The organism is Paenibacillus sp. J31P190 (genome assembly GCF_059692075.1).
This window is the reverse complement of sequence record NZ_JCAUAS010000031.1, coordinates 34,052-54,515: the sequence shown is the minus strand read 5'-3', so window position 1 is coordinate 54,515 and position 20,464 is coordinate 34,052. Positions and strand designations below refer to the sequence as shown.

The following is a 20,464-nucleotide window of genomic DNA, read 5'->3' as shown; positions in this document are numbered from 1 at the left end:
CTTCAGCAGCACTCCAATTCATTTTAGCATATGTACCTATATGAGGTCTCTTATGTGATTAATACTTGAATGTCCAGCTCGCCAATGTTATCCATAATCAAAGGAATGGTCAATGCTCTCTTCGGCACAAATCCTGCAGCCGTCGCGGATTGAACAATTTTGGGCGGTGTAATATCCACCCTGACCCCTTGATTGAAGAGCATCGTGCTTGCATTCCCACTAATCATATTACCCAGCTCAGAGATGGCGCTCTTACCCATTTCATCCATTTCTGTAATAACAAATCCACCCATCATGGCAGAAACCATTTTCAAAGCAACATCCTCAGCTAAGCCGAAAACAATATCGCCTTCCATCTGCCCGGTCATCCCGATTTGGATCCAGATATACTTTTCCACAAATTTGACGTCTTTGACGCCGAGCTGCCCCGTTGTTGGGCGAATGTTAGCAACTTGCTCGATGACAATTCTAGCCGACTCCAAAAAGGGATTAATGTACTCAGCCTTCATAGCTCCGCTCCGATCTCATTTGTGAATAAGTTCCACAGAAAAACGACCTTTTTCAACATTATACCTAAAAAATTAGGACAAGTATACTGTCTTTTTCGATAAAATAGTTCCTACTACTCAGATACACAAACTCGTCCTGCCTTCATACTTAAATTGTCGAACAACGATGCAGTTGTTCATGAACAGAGGAAAATACAACATGAATATGGAAGAATATATATATTCGTGTCGAATCCTGATAAGTTTACAGGGGAAAATTCCTTAAAAGGGGCGCTGAAAGTCTTTATGTTTAAACAGCATATTTCTGCTCGAAATTGGAATTTATATCAACTTGCACTTTTTTATGCTATTATTTGCATATTTTTGATCGGGACAAATTTCTACTTTATACATCCTCTTGCTTTTGTGCAAGATAATCCATTGGTTGGCCTGCTTATCGATGTTATCCTATTTGGCTTGATTCTTGGATTAGCTTTATTTGGTATTAGTGTAGTTAAAAAAAGAGAATCTTCCATTAACGAAATCGCGAAGCGATATAAATCACTTTATGATAATCATCCTGATTCTATTATCTCGTTTAGCTTGGACGGCGAGGTATTGTCGGCTAATCATGGTTTGGAAAGTCTTCTTGGACTAGCTCGTGAGACCTCGATGTTAACTTCCTTCATTCCTATGATCAATCCGCCCGATCTGCTCAAAGCATTGCATCATTTTCAAGTGGCATCAGCCGGGATGCCGCAAAATTTCGAGGCCGCTTTTCTTCATCAGAAAGGATACCCTATCCAATCCAATGTAACGTTCGTCCCGACGATGGTAGACGGCAGTATTGTTGGGGTCTTCGCCATTCTTAAAGATTTGACTGAAGTCAAGGAACAGAAGAAGGTCATTGATAAGCTGTATAAGCAAAATCAACTCATCCTCAATTCCGTCTCCGAAGGTATTTACGGGATTGATATGAGCGGTCGCACAATTTTCTGGAATAAGGCCGCCGAAGCTATAACCGGATGGAAAGTAGATGAAATGCTGGGCCGACAAATTCATAATCTCATTCGACCTGTTAAGAGCGATGGTTCACTATACCCACCTGAGGAAAGTCCTATTTTAAACACGATTTTGAATCACGAAGTTTCTGATATGCAAGAGGATATGTTCTGGAAAAAAGACGAAACCACCTTCCCCGTTATGTACATGTCCAGTCCTATGCTGGAGGGAAAAGGTCAACTTCTAGGTACAGTTATTACTTTCAAGGATATTACCGAGTTGAAAAAGACGCAAGAGCTGCTAATCAAATCAGACAAGCTGTCTGCTGTCGGGCAATTAGCTGCTGGCGTTGCGCATGAAATCCGTAATCCGCTAACGGCTTTGAAGGGATTCTTGCAGCTGCTCAAGACGAATAATGCCAAAGAGAAATATTATATTGAAATCATGCAAAATGAATTAAAGCGTATAGAATTTATTGTGAATGAGTTCTTGTTTGTTTCCAAACCGCAGGCGACACATTTCGCAACTCAAACCTTGGATTCCATTGTCACAAGCACAATTGAACTCCTTCAACCTCAAGCACTGCTCGGAAATATCCAGATTGAAGCAGAACTTATACCAGATCTTCCACCTGTCTCCTGTGATGAGCATCAGCTTAAGCAGGTTTTCATCAATATTATGAAAAATGCGTTGGAAGCTATGCCGCAAGGTGGTACAATGCGTATTCAAGCTCTACAGGAAAAAAACTCAAACTACATAACTATACGTTTCATCGATGAAGGTTGCGGCATTGCACCAGAGCGGCTGCCCAAGCTTGGCGAACCGTTTTATAGTACGAAGGAAAAAGGAACAGGACTTGGTCTTATGGTCTGTTTCCGAATTATCGAAGCACATGGCGGCTTTATGGAAGTTCGCAGTAAATTAGAAGAAGGAACGACGGTTGAAATCACACTTCCTTCCACGCAATAAACAGATGAAAGGGAGCGTTAGCAAGATGAAAGGTTTTCTCATTGATTTAGACGGTACACTATACCGGGGGCATGAACCGATTCCCCATGCGGCTGCTTTCATTCATTGGCTGCAAGAGCAGCACCTGCCGTATTTGCTTGTGACGAATAACTCGTCACGAACGCCTGAGCAGGTTGCCGAGCATCTGCAAGTGCTCGGCATAGAGATTCCAGCGGCCGCCGTCTATACGTCATCGCAGGCGGCCGCTCAGTACTTGACCGAGCAGCGCGGAGGCAACCGCGTGCATATGGTCGGCGAAGCTGGACTACGGATCGCCTTGGAGGCGTCCGGCTTCGCCCTGGGTGCTGAGACGACGCCGGATTACGTCGTCCAAGGCATTGACCGCAGCTTCTCCTACGAGAAGCTGACCGAAGCGGTCCGCCATCTGAAGCATGGCGCGACCTATGTGTTAACCAACCCCGACCGCATGCTGCCGTCGGATGGTGGGCTGATGCCAGGAGCTGGCTCCCTGGCAGCTGCGATCACCGCCGCCTCGGGCGTGGAGCCCGTGGTGATCGGCAAGCCTTCGCCGATCATTATGGCTTACGCCATCGAGCGGCTCGGGATGCCTGCCGCCGATGTCTGGGTCATCGGCGATAACGTGCATACCGACATCCGCGGAGGCATGCTGGCGGGATGTAATACGGCGCTGGTGTTGACGGGCGTCGCCACGGCGGATAACGTGCAAGAGCAGCTGGCGTCGGCGGGCTTGACGCCGGACTTGATCTGCGATGACTTGCAGCATTTCATCGAGCAGTTCAACGGAAGATAAGATATCACTACACCGTTATTTCCTCCTGGGACTGTCATAAAACGGTTATTGCTAGCTAACTTATGCAAGGATCAGAGTGCCCTTTACGGTTGAAAGATGTTGCAGAAAGTGCAACTTTTGCTTCCTAAATTTCGTCTTTCTCCCTTCGTTGTTGCGTAATGTACAACAATTTGGTCCTAAACGGGCCATTTTGCAACAAATGGGCTCAAAATGTTGTACAAACTGCAACTTCAAGTTGCGAAATATCCTTTGTGCGTGCGAATTGTTGCACAAAATACAACTTGGAGATAATCGAGTTACAAGATCTCACCAACTCGCGTAACGCAACAGTTATTATTCCCCCTCCAGAGATGAAATGGAGGCCCGCCACGTTCAAATAAAAAGCCGCAACTGCGCTCAAACAAGAGCAGCTGCGGCTTTCTTCTATTCAATACGGTCCCAATCAACTTCCAGAGGGGAGTTCTTCTCTTGCAAGCGGCCCTCTCTTGCATCCTTCTGCAGCTGTTCCAGCCACTTCAGTTCAGTAAATGCACGCTTGTAGGTGCCCACCAACATCTGTAGGACAACTCTTGGAACAATGGAGATGTGTTCTTCGTACAAGTTTTTCATCTTGTTCATAACCATTTTTTGGGCCAAAATTTTATTCTCGAGAATGTCAGCAATCTTCGCCTGATCCCCATGCATGGAGAAAGGCAAGGCAACATAAAGCGGATGATAGTGCCTGATTTCTTCATGAAATTGTTCAACTAACAGTTCTTGAAATTTTAATTTCCCGGCAGCGGTTATTTGATAGATCGTCTTCTCCGGACGATTCGTATCCCGTACAACCTCATGTGCTTCTACGAGTCCATCCTTGTGAAGTTGGTCCATCGCATAATACAGAGAGCCGTCTTGCAGCTTCATGTAGTTGTTCATGCCTCTTTCTTTCATCGTCTGCCGAATTTCATAGGTATGCCGATTGGCTTCCATCAGTAGTCCGAGAATGACGAGCTTCATCGACATGGATGTTAACCTCCTAGTGTCCTACTGGTACGCTTTCTTTGACTGGAGCTCTTCCCACTTCAAGTTTAGCGTTACCCATGAAGAAAATGAACACAAGACCGATTACAGCAAGAACAATAGTCGTCTGGAAAACAACGGCAATCGAATCCGCCAATGCTGTTAGGAGCTTGTGAAGTACTTCAGCGGGAATGTTTGCACGAACTTGAGGTTGAAGCAGAATTCGAGCATCATGAAACTTTTCGGCCATCGCTGGATCTTGAAGGGAATTTGTGATGTTATCTCTTAGCGAGTTGACTTGAATGCTGCCAAACACAGCTACCCCGATTGCCGAACCTACGGAACGGAAGAAACCAACAAGTGAAGTCACTGTGCCTCTGCGGCGGAAGTCTATTTTATGCAGCGCAGACATCGATGTAATTGGGAAGCAAGCGCCGATACCAAGACCAAGGAGAATCATATAGGTTGTAATTAGCCAGCGCTTGGAATCGATGGAGAGTCCGCCTAAGAGCGAAGTTGCCAGCAGCAGCAAGGCTATGGAAACAAGCATGACATTGCGATAAGAGAATTTACCGATGAAGCGCCCGCCGAGTGCGCTGCTGACAACAACACCAAGCATCATTGGGGTTAAAGTAGAGCCTGCACTTGTAGCTGAGCCTTCAAATACCCCTTGAATGAATAAAGGAATGTATGTACCGGCTGAGATCAAAACCGCACCATAAGCGAAGCTGACACCCATGCTCGCGGTAAACAGGCGATTTTTGAACAAATCAAGCGGGATAATCGGTTCTGCTGCATATTTTTCAATCATAATAAATGTACCTAAGAGAACAGCAAAACCTACAAACAACCCGATAATTTGTAAGGAATCCCATGCATATTCTTTACCTCCAAGTTCCAATGCGAACATGAGAGAAATAATCGATGCTGTCAGGAAAATAGTACCGCCCCAATCAATTTTCGCCTTACTGTGTTCAACGGACTCGTGATAAGAAAAAATAATTAAGATTAAGGATACAATGCCAAGGGGGAGATTAATAAAGAAAATCCATTCCCAAGTCACATGATCAGTGAAGTACGCGCCAATGATCGGCCCCAGTACGCTGGATAGTCCGAATACAGCACCGAACAGCCCTTGCATTTTACCCCGTTTCTCTGGCGGGAAAATATCAAAAATGATCGCGAAAGTAATCGGCATAAGGGCACCGCCACCGATACCTTGAATGGCGCGGTAGATGATGAGCTCGGTCATCGATCCTGCCGTTCCACATAAAGCTGAGCCAATCATAAATACAATGATACCGATAATAAAAAATAGTTTTCGACCATACATATCGGATAGTTTACCGAAAATAGGCATGGCAGCCACATTCGCAATTAAATACGCAGAAAAAACCCAGACGAATTGGCTGAAACCGCCTAGTTTGGACACGATCGTTGGCATCGCTGTTGAAACAATGGTCTGATCCAGCGAAGCAAGTAAGAGTCCCAACATCAAGGCCACAACGGTCCACGTTGTATTTGACTTACGGGTTAACGTCATAAAGTGAATCTCCTTCATAGTTTATTTATTATATATAAAATATTATAATCAAATTTGAGTATTTTGCAACGAAAATCGGTTGTATTCGTCTGAACTTCGTTGCTAGAATGTGCTCAGTTGTCCAACTTTATCCTAAAATGTTGCCGATTCCGGTACTCCTATCATATAATAGGGTTACAAAAGGTTTTTATGCCCTTTACAATTCCGATAAATTTTATTTTTATCTTTACTATGAAAAGCAGGAGGTATGCTCATGAATATGAACCAGTTAGAAACATTGCTCACCATATCCAAAACAATGAGCTTTCGAAAAGCTGGCGAAATTCTTAACTTGACCCAACCTGCCGTTTCCGCACAAATAAAGAGCCTTGAAGACGAATTCGGCACAATTCTCATTGATCGCAACCAGCCTGTTACTTTAACCGATAGTGGTAAGCTGTTCTTGGAGCATGCAGAAAAAATGCTGCGGATCGCCAGTGATCTCAAGCAGCGATTGTCAGACTTACATCATACACCGCAAGGTCACATCCACATTGGCACGACAACGTCGATTGCCATGCAGATTTTGCCGAGGGTGCTGTCCTATTTCCAAGACCAATTCCCACTGATCAAGACGACCATTCACTCGATGACCTCTTCCCAAATCATGACTTCGGTGGAGAATAGTCAAATTGATATTGGAATTACCTATTTGTTCGAAAAAAATCAAGCCTTAGAAACTTCCGTGCTTTATTATGATACTTTCGAGCTGATTGTTTCCACGGCGCATCCACTTAGCCGTTTTGCCCATTTATCTATTGAGAAGCTGCGCAACATTCCCTTCATTATGCTTTCTCCGGAAACAGCCGGACGACGATTCGTCGATCAAATCTTCAAAGCCTATGAAGTGTCCCCACATATTGTGATGGAGCTATCCAGCAGCGAAGAAGTTAAGCGTATGGTGGAGTTAAATCTCGGGGTCGCTATCATCTCCAAGCTTTCTGTCGCTGATGAACTGCGGCATGGAACTTTGAAAATGGTCAAAGTGAACGAATTGGATATTACGCATCCTGTAGGTGTAGTATATAAATCAGGGCGCTACTTAAATTCTGCGATGCAGCAGTTCCTACGAGATCTAAAAGGAATGCCGGAAACCCAGTTTCTCGGCTCAGAATAAGATTTACAGCTTACGATGCCAGTTTTGCTAAAGCAAAACTCTAAGGAGGTTATTTTCGATGAAATTCGACCTACATACCCATCATGACCGATGTGGACACGCTAAGGATAAAATTCGCGATTATATTGAAGCCGCTATAGCCGGCGGATTGCAAGTCATCGGGATTTCTGACCACTCTCCTTATTTTGCGAGTCCAGAAGATCAGGCACAACCTTTAATCGCTATGGCTAAGAGTGAATTCCCTCGTTATATCGAGGAAGTTCTGCATCTAAAAAAAGAATATGAAGGAAAAATCGATGTTCTTTTAGGTGTTGAGTCCGATTATTTCCCTGAGCATGTCGAGGTTTACCGCCAAGAATACGCGAAATATCCATTCGATTACATTATTGGCTCTGTTCATCTATCAGGTGGTGTCAGTATCTTCAATCGCAACAGGTGGAAAAAACTAAATGAAGAGCAGAAGATCCAGCATAAAGAAGAGTACTATGACCTTATTAAGGAGTCCGCACGTTCCGGCATGTTCCATATTCTTGGGCATATCGATGCAATGAAAGGCTTCTATCCAGCCTTCTCAGATATCGCTACACCGAAGGTTAACGAAACGTTAAAGATCATCGGTGAAGCTGGTGTAGCGATTGAAATTAATACTTCAGGAAAGACCAAGGACGTAGGCGGCTGGTACCCTTCCAATGAAATATTAGAGCAAGCGCTGCATTATGGCGTTGAAGTGACATTCGGCTCTGATGCTCATCTGCCAAGCCGAGTTGCTGATGATTGGGAAGAAGTTAGCAAGACGTTAAAAGAGATCGGCTTCAAACATTGGGTCTATTTCAAAAATAAACAAAAACAAATCGTTCAACTCTAAAATAGAAAAAATCTCCTCCGCTGACTCCTATTTCAGCGGGGGAGATTTTTTTGTTCAATATTCAATATGGCGAGACGGGTTTGATTCAAGAAAGCCAAGCTTATGCTGTAGACATTCCTGTAAAACAGGCAGCGCATTCTCGGCAGACATAGGCCGGAAGAAGTAGTAGCCTTGAATTTGACTGCAGCCATTAGCGACTAAGAAGCCCGCCTGTTCTTCTGTTTCAACACCTTCCGCAATAATTTGCAGTTGAAACGAATTGGCTACAGAAATAATCGCTTTAATCATCGCTCGATCCTTATCATCCGTCTGAACGCCGCGGACAAACGATTGGTCCAATTTGATTTTGGTGACTGGGAATCTTTTCAAATAACTTAGAGAGGAGTAATGCGTACCGAAATCATCGACGGATATCGCAATGCCTAGCCCGCGAAGCTTACTAAGTGCGTCCAGCTGTTCATCCTGCATCGCGAAATTTTCGGTAATTTCCATTTCCAAATACTTCGCTTCCAGGCCTGTCTCCTCTAAAATTTGTATTACTTTATCAACAAAACGTTCATCATTCAGCTGTTTGACCGATAGATTGACGGAAATTGCTAAAGGTTCAATCATTATGCTGTGCCAAGCCTTCATCTGCTTGCAAGCACCTCTCAGCACCCATTCACCAATACTTGCAATCGTACCAATTTCTTCTGCTAACGGAATGAAGTCAGATGGAGAAATATAACCTTTGGTCGTATGATTCCAACGCAGGAGGGCTTCAACGCCAATAACTTTGCCCAATAAACAATCTACTTGCGGTTGATACACAATTTCGAGTTCATTCCGGTCAAGCGACTGACGCAGATGATTTCCCATCTCAAGCTTTGATAGGGAATTCATTGCCATCTGCTGATTAAAGAAGCTGTATGAGCTGCCGCTCTCTTTTTTGGCCATGTACATGGCAATATCCGCATTCTTGAGCAATGCTTCCCAAGTCACACCCCCATAAGGATACTGTACAATACCAATACTGGCACTAATGAAAAAAGAGCGATTCGATAACAAACATGGCGGCTTTAAGATATCTATTAATTGTTCACAGAAGAGCTGAATCTCCTTCTCACTTGGACAATCTTCTAGTAGGATGGCAAACTCGTCCCCACCAAATCTGGCAAACGTATGATAGGATAGATTAGATTGCCCGATACGATTAGCAACTTCCTGCAGCATAAGATCACCCATATGATGACCATGCGAATCATTAACCATCTTGAAGTTATCCAGATCAAAGAAAAGCAAAGCAAGGGATGTATGATTAATTTCGTTGTGTACAATTTGTTCTTTTAAGATCATTTGAAAATGGGCTCGGTTATGTATCCCTGTCAGAACGTCATGATAAGCCATGTACGATAGCATTTGTTCGGATTCCAGCAAGCGTTTGGTTGAATCGTGCAGTTCTTGTTGTCCTGCTAGAAGCTCTTCATTCGCAGCAGTCAAATCCTCATTTGCAAACTGTAACTCTTGTGTGCGCTCATTTACTGCTCGACTTAACTTATCCCGCTGTCTAAGGATATAAAGGATAAAAATAAGACCGATTAGCAGAACAAGCATAAAAGAGCTGCGTATTAATATGATTTGCTGCTTAATATTCTTAAAAGCACTTCCCTGCGGCAGCGCAGCGAGCTCCCATTTCGTATCCGTATGTTCAATGGTCGCTATCATCGGATTTTCTTGAAAAACAGAATCGTCGCCAAAGAACGCAGGCTCTCCAGGATTGCGGATAGAAATCTGTAAATCCCCTGTATCAACATTCTTAATCCCTGCTTCGACAAGCAGTTGATCCAGATTTACACCAACAGATACGAACCCCCAAAAAACACCTTCTTGATAAATTGGCTTTCGAGCGACTAATCCATTAATGCCTTGTAGTAATTTAAATGGGCCATTCATTGTCATTTTTTTAGTTTGCAACGCTCTTAAAATTTGCTGTTGAATATTTGCACGGGGGTCCTTCAGCAAATCCCAATTATATATACTTTCGTTGCCCTGAATCGGATAAACGAACTTCATAACGCCATTAGGCGCAATAATTAAATTATACGTAGATCCCTGAGCACCATGATAAAGAGATGCCATGTATTCCATGACTTCTTCATCGTCTTTGTTTTGCAAGTAATTCGCGTCCACATAGGCTTCCAAACTTACCATCATATTAAAATTACGGTCAATAACGGATTGTAAAGCCAAAGCTCTTGAGGATAGTTGGGACTGTTCCGTAATTTCAAGCTCATGGAGTAAGGAATCCTTATACTTAGTAAGAACAAACTCAGACGATGAAACTAATATGACGAAAATTAGAGCTATTATCGTGTTTTGAATCATTTTCATGCTACTCTACTCCTAAGTCATATGAAAGTTTTTATGTCACAATTCGACATCATCACCCTCTATTATTTCATCTCTAAACCTTCCGATCAATCTTTTTATTGAAGCTGGTATTACTTTGAAAAAATGGATGAGAACTAACAAGAAAGACCTAGCCTAGATTGGCTGGGTCCTTCTTGTTTTCCGATTTTACAACGCTCTGACAACCATGCCTGTACAGCGAATACGAACTGCCATGATGGCAGCAATCATACATACGAAGCCCGGACAACGGAGGATATATCCGCGCGGCCCCATCCGAACTCTTTTTCAAAGGGAAGCATGAAGATGCTAGGCACCGAGCGTATACCCGCCGATACAATCAAGGTAAAGAAGGTCACCAGGACAACAATCCAGCCGTAATGCAGTTTGGTGCGTTTTGCTAAAGTTCCCATTCTATCTACTCCGACTCCTCGGCCATAATCCCATAAACCTCATGATCTTGAAAGGTGTTAAACTGAACTCGGCCTGTCTAATTGTTCCTTCATGCCTGACTTCTAGTAGCTTTATTTCTAGTTCATCACTTATTTTACACGCAAACATGATTGACCTCCGATCTAACACTATGATTGGCATTTCCACGATTTGTTCCTTGTTATATAATAATCCAAGGACAACCTGAACGAATGGAGAAAATGAATATGAATATACATGAAATTCCCATGCATTTAATTGACGAGGATACGGATCAGCCCAGATATCAATTCGATGAAGAGGCGCTCCAAGAATTAATGAAAAGCATTGAGGAGATTGGCTTACTCTCTCCGATTAAAGTGAGAACAACGTCTGACAACCGGTACAAAATTATTTACGGGAACCGGAGATACAAAGCTAGCAAAATGCTGGGACGCCCCACCATGTCTTGCATCGTATCGACCGTAACGGATGAGTTGGAGATTTATTTAGAACAGATTGCGGAGAATCTGACAAGGGAAGGCTTCTCCCCCATTGAGGAAGCCGAGGCCTTCCACAAACTTATGAATGATTCCAAATTCAGTTCCTCTATTAAATACCTTTCTAGCAAACTTGGCAAGCCGGAAACTTACATCAAAAACAAATGTGATTTGTTAAAGTTTGGAAATTCAGTTAAGAAGCTGATCGTAAGCGGCACAGAAATTCGAAAAGACAAGTTGACCGAGGATCAGCTGCTGCCTATCAAAGATTTACCGATCGAGCACCGCGATCCGCTTGCTTTGATTATAGCCAGAGATGAAATGCCTGTTAGTGATGTCAAAAAGATTGCTCGCATGTTTAAAGATAAAGATATTTCAGAAAGCACCAAAGGGAAGCTTCTCTATAAAACAGGCCATGATCTGGTCGAAACTTGGTCCGTCTTTCAAAACAACCGAGCAGAACGAGCCAAGCCTGCAGCTGTAAAAGCTCCAACAAAAGTGGAGAAAGCGGAGAAATCCAAGGAAACAGTCTCGGAAAACAAAACAGAAATGCCGATACAAAGCAAGCTGCCTGCAGCTTCAACTAGCCCAATATCTAGCCCAATTCAAGCCAAACTTCTGCAAATGCTTAACGCATTTCCTGCAACTAGTGATTTTCAAGTTGAAGCCTTTGACGTCGATGCCCAAGATAAAGAACAATTTCTGAATGATCTCAATACTTTAGTCGGTAATTTGGAAAAGCATTTGGATGCGTGGAAAAAAGTTAGAGAACTTGCCGTTACTCACTAACATTCTAGTCCAGCAATTCAAGTACTTCAAGCTTCTTCGCATAGCAATGCCTTAGAAGACCGCCATACATCGGGCGAGTGAATTGAAGTGTGAAGCCTGCTGCTTCTAAGTTTTTCCGACTTATTCCATTGTCAGGATGCACGGTTGCGTAGAGGTATAACATACCTTGTTCCCGCGCTCGCTGTTCCCTCAAGGCATGAAAATGCCTCTGCAGCCCTTGTCCCCTGACTGATTCATGGACAATAGATCCTTCTAGAGAAGCAACTCTTGGCAGATCTGCTTCCGGCACACCAAACTCTCGTCCGAGATTATTGGCACTTAGACCGGGAAATGCAATAACCGTATAAGCAACAAGCTTTTCGCCTTGAAAAGTGCCATACATCTCTCCCTTATCTTGGACATATTCGTAAAGTGCTTCCAAGCGGTCCATTGAATAAAGCGCGTCAGAAGGAAGACGTGACACCACGTCCATCATTAATGCTTGTACTTGCGGTATATCTTGTTGCCATAAACGCCTTATTTCCAAGTTATAATCCTCCTTGTGTGCTGCTGATCAGTAGGTTACCATGGGTTGCTGAAACCAAGTCTCATTTCGTCCGTCATTTTCATGAGCTTTAATTTCAATCCTGCATACCATGGTGGCGTATTGGATAGATCACTATCCTCCAAAGCTGTTAAGATTCTTGAAAAGCTATAGAGCTTAGAGAACCTTAGGAACTTTGGAAAGTGTTCTATCATCTGTTTGTCTAATGGATATATCGCCGTATAGCCTCTCAGAAAGCATTCTACCTGACTGCTGGAATCCCTCTCTGTATGATCCAATACGTCAGCAAGAGCTGCAACAATATCCATCGCATACCAATGATACATCGCATCATCAAAATCAATAACATGAAATTGCGACTTACTTGCCTGCCAGAAAATGTTATCCTGTTGAAAATCATAATGAATGAGGCCATAATCATGCTTGGTTTGCTTTAAAGAATAAAGCCAAATCCTCAGCTTATCTAGCTCCATCAAGGCTTCTTTTTCATGTGAATGACGTTCTAATGCCGCTGCAATATGATCCAGTCCATCTCGCCAATCCTTACGCTTTAATTCTTTATCAGGTTCATATACCTGTGACCATGCATGCAAGCTGCCAAGTGATTTCCCCCACGCCTCCATCTGCGAATCGTTCATTTGATCACAATCTAAACTTTCCCCTTCCGCATCACTGAACACAACACCAATATATACCCCTTCACTTGTCGTTACTCTTTCAATTAGCTTACCCTCGCTAGAATGTATAGGCACAATGGTAGGATAATGAGATAAGGCTAAGTATTTTATGAAATCAAGCTCAGCTTCTACTTGCTCCAGGGACTGTGCTCCTTCAAAAGAGAACCTCAAAAAGAATTTCTTACCTTTATTTTCAAATCGATATACGAAGTTGGAACTTGCCCGCCAAACTTTTAATGTTCCTTCCTCATGCTCCCATAACCGTATGAACGCCTTTGCCACAAGATCATCGGTTAATCCAACGACCATCGTCCTTAGATTCATCATTTTATTCTACCTCTATTTTCGCAGCTGCTGCTAACTGGGGTTGTATGCGATGTTTCGTCGCCTGCTCAAAACCATAAGCAATTTTAATCAAGGTGGGTTCGCTAAATGCTGTTCCTACAAAAGTGATCCCTTGCGGTCCCTTCGTTGTGTACCCGCCTGGTGCAATAATCCCTGTTGCAGCGTACCCTCCAGGTACAGTAATCGATGGGTAACCGGCTCTTGCCACAAGATCTGCCCCACCCTCAGCCCCTAGAAATAAGAGTGCATCCAGGTGATGCTCTTCTAATGCATAATCAATCCCCTGCTCACGCGACATCTCTTTATCCCTCTTTTTGCTGTCTAAATAGGCTTGTTCCGTAAGCGTCCCGCTCGTTTCCTCAGACCAGATTAAGGTTCCTTGCCCATATTTCAATGCTTGATCTGTATGCGCTTCATTATAGGCGATGACATCTGCCAAAGAATAGACCGGTGTCTTGCCTGACAATTTGGATAAATAATCATTCAAGTCTTTCTTAAATTCATACCTCATGACATTGCCATCCCAGGGCGTTTGCTCACATGGAAGCACCACCGGATCAACGATTGTAGCACCCTTTTGTTTCAAAACGGCGATAGCCGCCTCTATAATATCTAACCGAGCATTGTCTAATTCTTGATAATAAAATCTCGGGATCCCAATTCTAGCTTGCTGCAAATAATTGGCGTCTAAGAATGGGGTGTAGTCTTGGAAAGAACGCCCTTTACTCGCTAACGTCTCAACATCACACTCATCTATGTTAGTCAAAGCGCCGAGCAAAATCGCTGCATCGCTGACCGTTCTTGCTATAGGCCCCGCTGTGTCCTGACTGTGAGCAATTGGGATAATGCCCGTTCGGCTAACTAGTCCAATCGTTGGCTTAATGCCAACTAAGCTATTCTGGCTGGAGGGGCTGATGATAGAGCCCGATGTTTCCGTTCCGATCGCCGCTGCTGCTAGATTCGCTGCTGTGGCCGCTGCTGAGCCTGAGCTTGAACCGCCTACGAATAATTCGCCAGGGCCGTAAGGATTTAAGGTGAGACCACCTCTTGAGCTATAGCCCGCCCAAATATCGCCTGACATGTAGCCTGCCCATTCGGTCATATTCGTTTTACCCAGCAGCACAGCTCCCGCCGCTCGAAGCTGTGCCGCCACGAAAGAATCGGCTGCCGCGAAGGATTCAGCTAATGCGATAGAACCGGCGCTTGTATGCATACGATCATATGTATCGATATTATCCTTCAGTAGAATAGGGATACCATGCAGGGATCCACGACTGCCCTTCACTATTCGTTCTTCATCTAAAGCTTTGGCTATGTTGATAGCGTCTGGATTTATTTCTAGAATGGTATTTAATATGGAATCGTACTTTACTATGCGGGTTAGATATATACGAACCAAATGTTCAGAAGTAACCCGTCCCGTACTCATTGCTTGCTGCATACTTGCTATATCTGCTTCTATGATCCATTTCTCCAACTCATTTTCCATTCTTTTATCTCCTTCTGGTTATCAGTCTTATTAACACTGTTCTCTGTAGGGTATGAAGTTCCTGTATGTGTAAGTTGGGGAGTTTAATTATAGTTATTTTTGATTAAATTGCGATCACTTTACATTAGAAAGACAACTTGTACATGTGTAGTGTCGCGTGCTTTGTTCATCGTATTGGGGATAGATGGTGGCTGCCGCTGGGGATTAGGTCATTTTTCGAGTCTAACTCAGTCATTACCAAACTTAAGCTCGGAAAACAACTTCTCAGACTACCTATTACAACCTTAACACGATTTTCGCTTACTTTAAGCTCGGTTGTAAGCATTAGCGTGCCCTGATACTTGCCTGTTAGGGCCAACGCTCATGTATATGTGTATGTGTTAAATAAAATAAGCTAACCCTTTCCAGCCTTGGCTGAAAAAAAGAGTTAGCACTACTCAGCGTTCTTATAATTCATAAGCCCAACAAGAGGTCCAATCCTTTAGTACAACGGAAATTTTTCTCTCAAATCTTCCCTCTGAGTAACAAACGAATCCTCGCGAATGTAATGACATACATAGGAACGTCGCCAACGATCCTTGCTTCGATTCTTATTGGATGAATGGATGAGCAGCTCACTAAAGAATAGGATATCTCCTTTTTCCATCTCGACTGGGATTTGCTTGCTAAGGTCTGCGCCTTCTGTTTCGTCAGTCCATGATTCGTGCTCTTCAATATTTTTCACCGCGCCGTGAGGCAGCAGCCCAAGCTTGTGCGTGCCAGGGATGACCCAGAGGCATCCATTTTCGATATCGACGACTTCTTCCAAAGCGATCCAAGCAGCGATCATTGTCATGGGATCATTCTTAATGTAGTAGTAATCCTGATGCGAAGCCTGTCCCGGTGAACCTGGTTCCTTGTAAAAGTACATACTTTGCACACAGTTAGCCTCTTTGCCCATTAATTGAGCTAGCGCACCTCGGATGATGGGAAGCTTCATCATTTGGCGAGAAAAGCTGTCATGCTTATGCGGATTAAACAACCGCAGGGAGAATTTCTTGCTTTCTTCACAGCCTGCCCAATTCGGTATTTCCGCTTGGTTACGAATATCAAAAATGTGTCCATTAAAGGCATCAATGAGATCGCTGCTGCAGCCTTTCTTAATAAGCAAATACCCATCTCTTTCGAACTGCGCATATTGCTCTTCCGTGATAGGTGACATACGATCTTGTTTCTTAACAAACATGACAGCTATCCCCTTTCCTGTTTGTGAAAGTAATAAGTCTTACCTTCATCATACTGCCGAGGTCACCACCCAACAATGGCTGAAATTATCACGTTTGTATCTGAAATTGATATAAGCAGTTCCATTTGCTAAGAGGCTACATTTGGGATAAAGGTGGTAATACGCTTTATTTCCTCTGCTACTTCGATGAGCTGATCGTGGAAATCATCTTTTTGCAAAATGGCAAGTTCCAGATAACTTGCAGCTTCATGTAAACGATTTGCGGAGATACTTCCGGCAACTCCGATAAGTGTGTGTATAGCCCTTTTGACAGCCTTCCAATCCTCATCAAGGATACTCTCCGTTAGTTGCTCGGCAAAAATTGAATAATTTTTCTTAAACAACTGAAGCATGACGATTAGAATACTTTCTTTTCCTTCTAGTCGAGCAAGTGCAGCTTGCCAATCTATCGCTTCAATTTGCTTATAAAAATCGATTGCATTCGTCTGACTAGCCTCTATGGAAGTAGATGATTCAATCCATTTATTAATCACACTAAAGAGACGCTTTATATCCAAAGGCTTACTAATGACGTCATTCATGCCGTAACGGATATAATCTTCATGATCCTGTTTAACAACGTTGGCCGTCAGTCCGATGATGGGTATATTCTTATAGTTGGGGATTTGGCGAATGTGCGCTGTCGCTTCAACACCATCCATGATCGGCATGTGAATATCCATCAAAATCAAGTCGTATTCGCCGATTTCGAGTTTTTCAATGGCTTCTTGGCCATTTTCCGCTACCGTGATCTCAAACCCATGCTCCTTTAGAAACTCCATGGCAACCTGCTGATTAATTTCGTTATCCTCCACGAGAAGAATTCGCCCTGTCTTGCTAACGCTGGAGGACTTAGTCTGCAAAGGCCTGCCGCTTCTTGGAGATCTGTTATGCGGATTGAACAGGGATTCCAACGTTTGATATAGATCTAGACGGCAAATCGGTTTAACCATGACGGCATCAGGTCTCGCGCTTATCGGAAGTTTCAGCATTTCTTCTTTGCCAAGCGGCGAAGTTAAGCATACAACAAACGTCCGATCTCTTTGGATCGACTCAATAAATGTGTTCCATGTATCTATGCCATACATATCTTCAATTTCCATATCAAGCAGGATACAATCGTACTTGTCGTCATCGGTTCCTAACGTCTTCATCTTTTCAAACATAGCTTTCCAGGAAGGCACTTCCGAAACGATTAAGGCGAACGACTCCAAAGTGTCCCGCAAGCTGCTGCGCATGAGGGGATGATCTTCGACCAGCAAAACTTGATACGTCATATGATCTTTCGTTAAATCCCATTCATCTGGATCAGCGAGTTCTATGACTTGAAAAGGCAGAGTAAATTTAAATCTGCTTCCTTTACCCTCTACACTCTCAGCTGCTAAAGACCCGCCCATAAGCCCAATCAAATGCTGGCTGATCGTAAGTCCCAATCCAGTTCCCCCATATTCACGGCTTGTAGATCCATCTGCCTGAGAAAAAGGATCAAAAATAAAGGCTAAACGATCTGGAGATATACCTATTCCACTATCCTCTACGGTAAAGCTAAGCATGATTTCTTCTTTGGACGTGTGTGGTTCCAACTCAATTTGGAGCATCACATAGCCCTCTGAAGTAAATTTGATCGCATTGCTGCAAAGATTAAGCAGTACTTGCTTCAGTCTCAGCGGATCACCGAGAATATGGTTGGGAAGTTCAGCGGCTGTATTAAAAATAAGCTCGATTTGGCGACTATCGGATAAGACACTCAGAATACTGGAGAGATCCTTGAGAAGCTCATCCAACTGAAAGCCGGTACGTTCAACTTCGAGTTTTCCCGCTTCTACTTTGGAAAGGTCAAGAACATCATTAATAATGCCTAGCAGTGTATGGGATGAAGATGTTATTTTATGTAGATAATCCTTTTGATGCTCTGAGAGTGAGGTTTTCCCGAGAAGTTGAGAAAGGCCAATAATACCGTTCAAGGGAGTTCTAATTTCGTGGCTCATTTTGGCTATAAATTGACTCTTGGCTTGGTTCGCTTGATCGGCGGCATGCCGCATGGTTACTTCTGTGAAATCGTGTACCGTTCCCACAATACCTTCCAATTCGCCAGTCGCATCATGGCAGATAGAAAGCGTGACACAATAATCTCGAAGAACACCCGTAGAGGATGGAATACTCATTTCAAAACGTACATTACCACCATTCAGAATAACTTCTTGGAAATGAGAATCCCAACGAATTTGTTCCGCTTCCGGGAGAAACTCGGTTATTTTTTTGCCTAACATGTCCGCAGCTGTCGCTTGGGTCATTAGGGAAACAATTTGATTAACAGAGGTAATCACGCCTTCCTTCGTGAACCCAAGAATTCCTTCCTGTGAATTCTCAACGAGGATACGATAACGTGCTTCACTCTCCCGAATACGCCGCTCTGCTGCTGTTCTCTCTGTAATATCTGTCGTAGAGCCGATGATCTCGACTACCTGTTCACCATCAAATACAGGTTGTAAGGTTGTAAAGGCGATCTTGCCCTTTATTTGATTCTCAAAAGCAACTATGTTCCCTTTCCACGCTTCTTCAAATTTCCCAATTATAAACGTTGTGAATTCCGTAGTAAAACCTTTGATGGATTGTATATTTCTACCTAATAAATCTTGTGGATGTAGTCCGAGATTTCGTAACAACCGGCCATCAACCATCGAATAAATGAATTGATTTTGAATTTTCTTAAGTTTAAATGTAATGCCAGGCTGCAGCCGAAGAATATCCAATAGCTCTTGTTGGATATGACTTACTTGACTCCTTAGCTCCTCTGCCTTTAAGAAATAGCGGATTAGCGCTGCTGCGAATAACCCCCCTCCCAAATGCAGAAGTAAAGCTGGAATGACTAAGCCGGCAACAGGAATATGATAGATGAGTACCATATCAACGAACAAAACGCTGATAGGACACATAATTAGAAATATCCATTTCCTCCAATAACCGTGAACGAAACGATTAGTTAGTGCGGTTCCAGCAAATATGAGCAGACCCAATGTAGTGATTCGAATGAAAACAGAAGGATCTATCATCGTCCTGCCAATAATCATAATCATCGTGGCAATAAAACCAGAAATTCCTCCACCAATGAATGTAGCCATCAGAATGGCAATCGCTTTTAAATCCAATATATGTCTTGCAGTAACATGTACGCCAAGAAAAGTCAGAATGACACCATAGATCCCATGCATCAGACCTGCTATTAGGCGATATTTCCATCTTGATGCGGCTTTTAATCTAGGAGAATAGAAAATCTCGATAGACAAGAAAATAAAAACAGCCAGTATCGAGAAATTGTTCAGTAGATCTTTGAGCACTGCTATTCACCTCATCGCTTAATTACACACCTTAAATAGCTGAAAGATGCACAAATTTATAACCAACACCCCAGACGGTTTTAATATACTGAGGTTCCTTTGGATTCTGTTCTATTTTTCTACGGAGATTCGTAATATGTACATCAATCGCGCGATCATTCACGATTTCGCCCATCCGATATAAAGTATCTATAAGCTCATCGCGTCTAAACACTCTGCCGGGATAGTGAATAAAGCGTTTCATAATTTCAAATTCCGAATTGGTAATATCAATTTTTTGATCTTTGATCACAATCAACCTGCGCTCTACATCCAGAGTAAAGTCAGGATATTGTGACTCACATTCTGTCCCTTCCGAACCACCGGCAGCAGGAATCTGTATGTCCGACATACGTAGCGAGGCTTTGATGCGTGCTTTTAACTCCTGCATGCTAAACGGCTTACAAAGATAGTCATCAGCCCCAATATTAAAGGCCTCTACCTTCTCCTTAATGTTTGTTTTCGTGGATATCACAATAATTGGAACTGAACTTAGTTCCCTAACGGCTCCGCATAGCTCTAACCCCTCATAATCTGGCAAAACGAGATCCAATAAAATCACATGAGGTTGAAAATGAACGATTTCCCTTAATCCGTCATGTCCATTTACCGATTGCTTCACTTCGAATTGATCTTCCGAAAGATACATGCTTATCATTTGGCCTATAATGATGTCGTCTTCGATAATAAGCACCTTAATCACTAAAATCCCTCCTTTATACCTATTTTGTTTCTTACATCTATTATAATATGTCGAATTATGGCAGGTCTACACTATTTTTTACCAGAAATATGAAATAACAAAAACGCCACAAAACCGACAGTCGCTGTCATGGCGTTAGGATCA

The 20,464-nt window shown here is 43.1% G+C and carries 16 protein-coding genes; 5 read left to right on the top strand and 11 right to left on the bottom strand.

The genetic code is table 11. The annotated features are described in order from the left end of the window. Nucleotides 1-50: 50 nt before the first annotated feature. Nucleotides 51-509, bottom strand: a complete 459-nt coding sequence (locus AC58U0_RS32735; protein WP_057307491.1) for a chemotaxis protein CheX — start codon at nt 507-509, stop codon at nt 51-53. Nucleotides 510-794: 285 nt separating this feature from the next. On the opposite strand from AC58U0_RS32735, the gene AC58U0_RS32730 reads away from it, so the two are divergent. Beyond that, nucleotides 795-2,459, top strand: coding sequence for a PAS domain-containing sensor histidine kinase (locus tag AC58U0_RS32730; protein WP_497382956.1), 1,665 nt, complete (start codon nt 795-797; stop codon nt 2,457-2,459). 25 nt (nt 2,460-2,484) lie between these two features. After that, nucleotides 2,485-3,270: a TIGR01457 family HAD-type hydrolase gene (locus AC58U0_RS32725; protein WP_497382955.1), complete on the top strand. Its 786-nt coding sequence runs from the start codon at nt 2,485-2,487 to the stop codon at nt 3,268-3,270. Between the two features lie 423 nt (nt 3,271-3,693). Here the strand turns inward: AC58U0_RS32725 and AC58U0_RS32720 are convergent, their stop codons facing one another. Together AC58U0_RS32720 and AC58U0_RS32715 are read right to left on the bottom strand one after the other, a co-directional pair. Continuing rightward, entirely contained in the window at nt 3,694-4,272 is a 579-nt protein-coding gene (locus tag AC58U0_RS32720) for a PadR family transcriptional regulator (RefSeq protein WP_497382954.1), read from the bottom strand. Between the two features lie 13 nt (nt 4,273-4,285). After that, nucleotides 4,286-5,812 (bottom strand): MDR family MFS transporter, encoded by a 1,527-nt coding sequence (locus tag AC58U0_RS32715; RefSeq protein ID WP_497382953.1) that lies wholly within the window; start codon nt 5,810-5,812, stop codon nt 4,286-4,288. A gap of 253 nt (nt 5,813-6,065) precedes the next feature. Between AC58U0_RS32715 and AC58U0_RS32710 the strand changes: the two genes are divergently transcribed. Together AC58U0_RS32710 and AC58U0_RS32705 are read left to right on the top strand one after the other, a co-directional pair. Further along, a complete protein-coding gene (locus tag AC58U0_RS32710) occupies nt 6,066-6,968 on the top strand; it encodes a LysR family transcriptional regulator (RefSeq protein ID WP_497382952.1) in 903 nt (300 codons plus the stop codon). 58 nt (nt 6,969-7,026) lie between these two features. Then, complete coding sequence (locus AC58U0_RS32705; protein ID WP_497382951.1) at nt 7,027-7,833, top strand: histidinol-phosphatase; 807 nt, start codon at nt 7,027-7,029, stop codon at nt 7,831-7,833. 54 nt (nt 7,834-7,887) lie between these two features. On the opposite strand, the gene AC58U0_RS32700 is transcribed toward AC58U0_RS32705, so the two are convergent. Together AC58U0_RS32700 and AC58U0_RS32695 are read right to left on the bottom strand one after the other, a co-directional pair. Beyond that, nucleotides 7,888-10,203, bottom strand: coding sequence for a bifunctional diguanylate cyclase/phosphodiesterase (locus tag AC58U0_RS32700; RefSeq protein WP_497382950.1), 2,316 nt, complete (start codon nt 10,201-10,203; stop codon nt 7,888-7,890). 245 nt (nt 10,204-10,448) lie between these two features. Next, nucleotides 10,449-10,634: a hypothetical protein gene (locus AC58U0_RS32695; protein ID WP_497382949.1), complete on the bottom strand. Its 186-nt coding sequence runs from the start codon at nt 10,632-10,634 to the stop codon at nt 10,449-10,451. A gap of 246 nt (nt 10,635-10,880) precedes the next feature. On the opposite strand from AC58U0_RS32695, the gene AC58U0_RS32690 reads away from it, so the two are divergent. Then, nucleotides 10,881-11,921, top strand: a complete 1,041-nt coding sequence (locus tag AC58U0_RS32690) for a ParB/RepB/Spo0J family partition protein (protein WP_497382948.1) — start codon at nt 10,881-10,883, stop codon at nt 11,919-11,921. A 4-nt stretch (nt 11,922-11,925) separates the two neighbouring features. Here AC58U0_RS32690 and AC58U0_RS32685 read toward each other — a convergent pair whose 3' ends face one another. The 6 genes from AC58U0_RS32685 to AC58U0_RS32660 all read right to left on the bottom strand — a co-directional run bounded on the left by AC58U0_RS32685 (nt 11,926) and on the right by AC58U0_RS32660 (nt 20,320). Beyond that, nucleotides 11,926-12,447: a GNAT family N-acetyltransferase gene (locus AC58U0_RS32685; protein WP_497382947.1), complete on the bottom strand. Its 522-nt coding sequence runs from the start codon at nt 12,445-12,447 to the stop codon at nt 11,926-11,928. A gap of 35 nt (nt 12,448-12,482) precedes the next feature. Then, entirely contained in the window at nt 12,483-13,469 is a 987-nt protein-coding gene (locus tag AC58U0_RS32680) for a phosphotransferase enzyme family protein (RefSeq protein WP_497382946.1), read from the bottom strand. A gap of 1 nt (nt 13,470) precedes the next feature. Beyond that, nucleotides 13,471-14,976, bottom strand: coding sequence for an amidase family protein (locus tag AC58U0_RS32675; RefSeq protein WP_497382945.1), 1,506 nt, complete (start codon nt 14,974-14,976; stop codon nt 13,471-13,473). 481 nt (nt 14,977-15,457) lie between these two features. Next, nucleotides 15,458-16,201 carry a phytanoyl-CoA dioxygenase family protein gene (locus AC58U0_RS32670; RefSeq protein ID WP_497382944.1) on the bottom strand — a complete coding sequence of 248 codons (744 nt, stop codon included), beginning with the start codon at nt 16,199-16,201 and terminating at the stop codon, nt 15,458-15,460. Nucleotides 16,202-16,329: 128 nt separating this feature from the next. After that, nucleotides 16,330-19,578, bottom strand: coding sequence for a response regulator (locus AC58U0_RS32665; RefSeq protein WP_497382943.1), 3,249 nt, complete (start codon nt 19,576-19,578; stop codon nt 16,330-16,332). A 31-nt stretch (nt 19,579-19,609) separates the two neighbouring features. After that, nucleotides 19,610-20,320, bottom strand: coding sequence for a response regulator transcription factor (locus AC58U0_RS32660; RefSeq protein WP_497382942.1), 711 nt, complete (start codon nt 20,318-20,320; stop codon nt 19,610-19,612). Between the last annotated feature and the right edge of the window lie 144 nt (nt 20,321-20,464).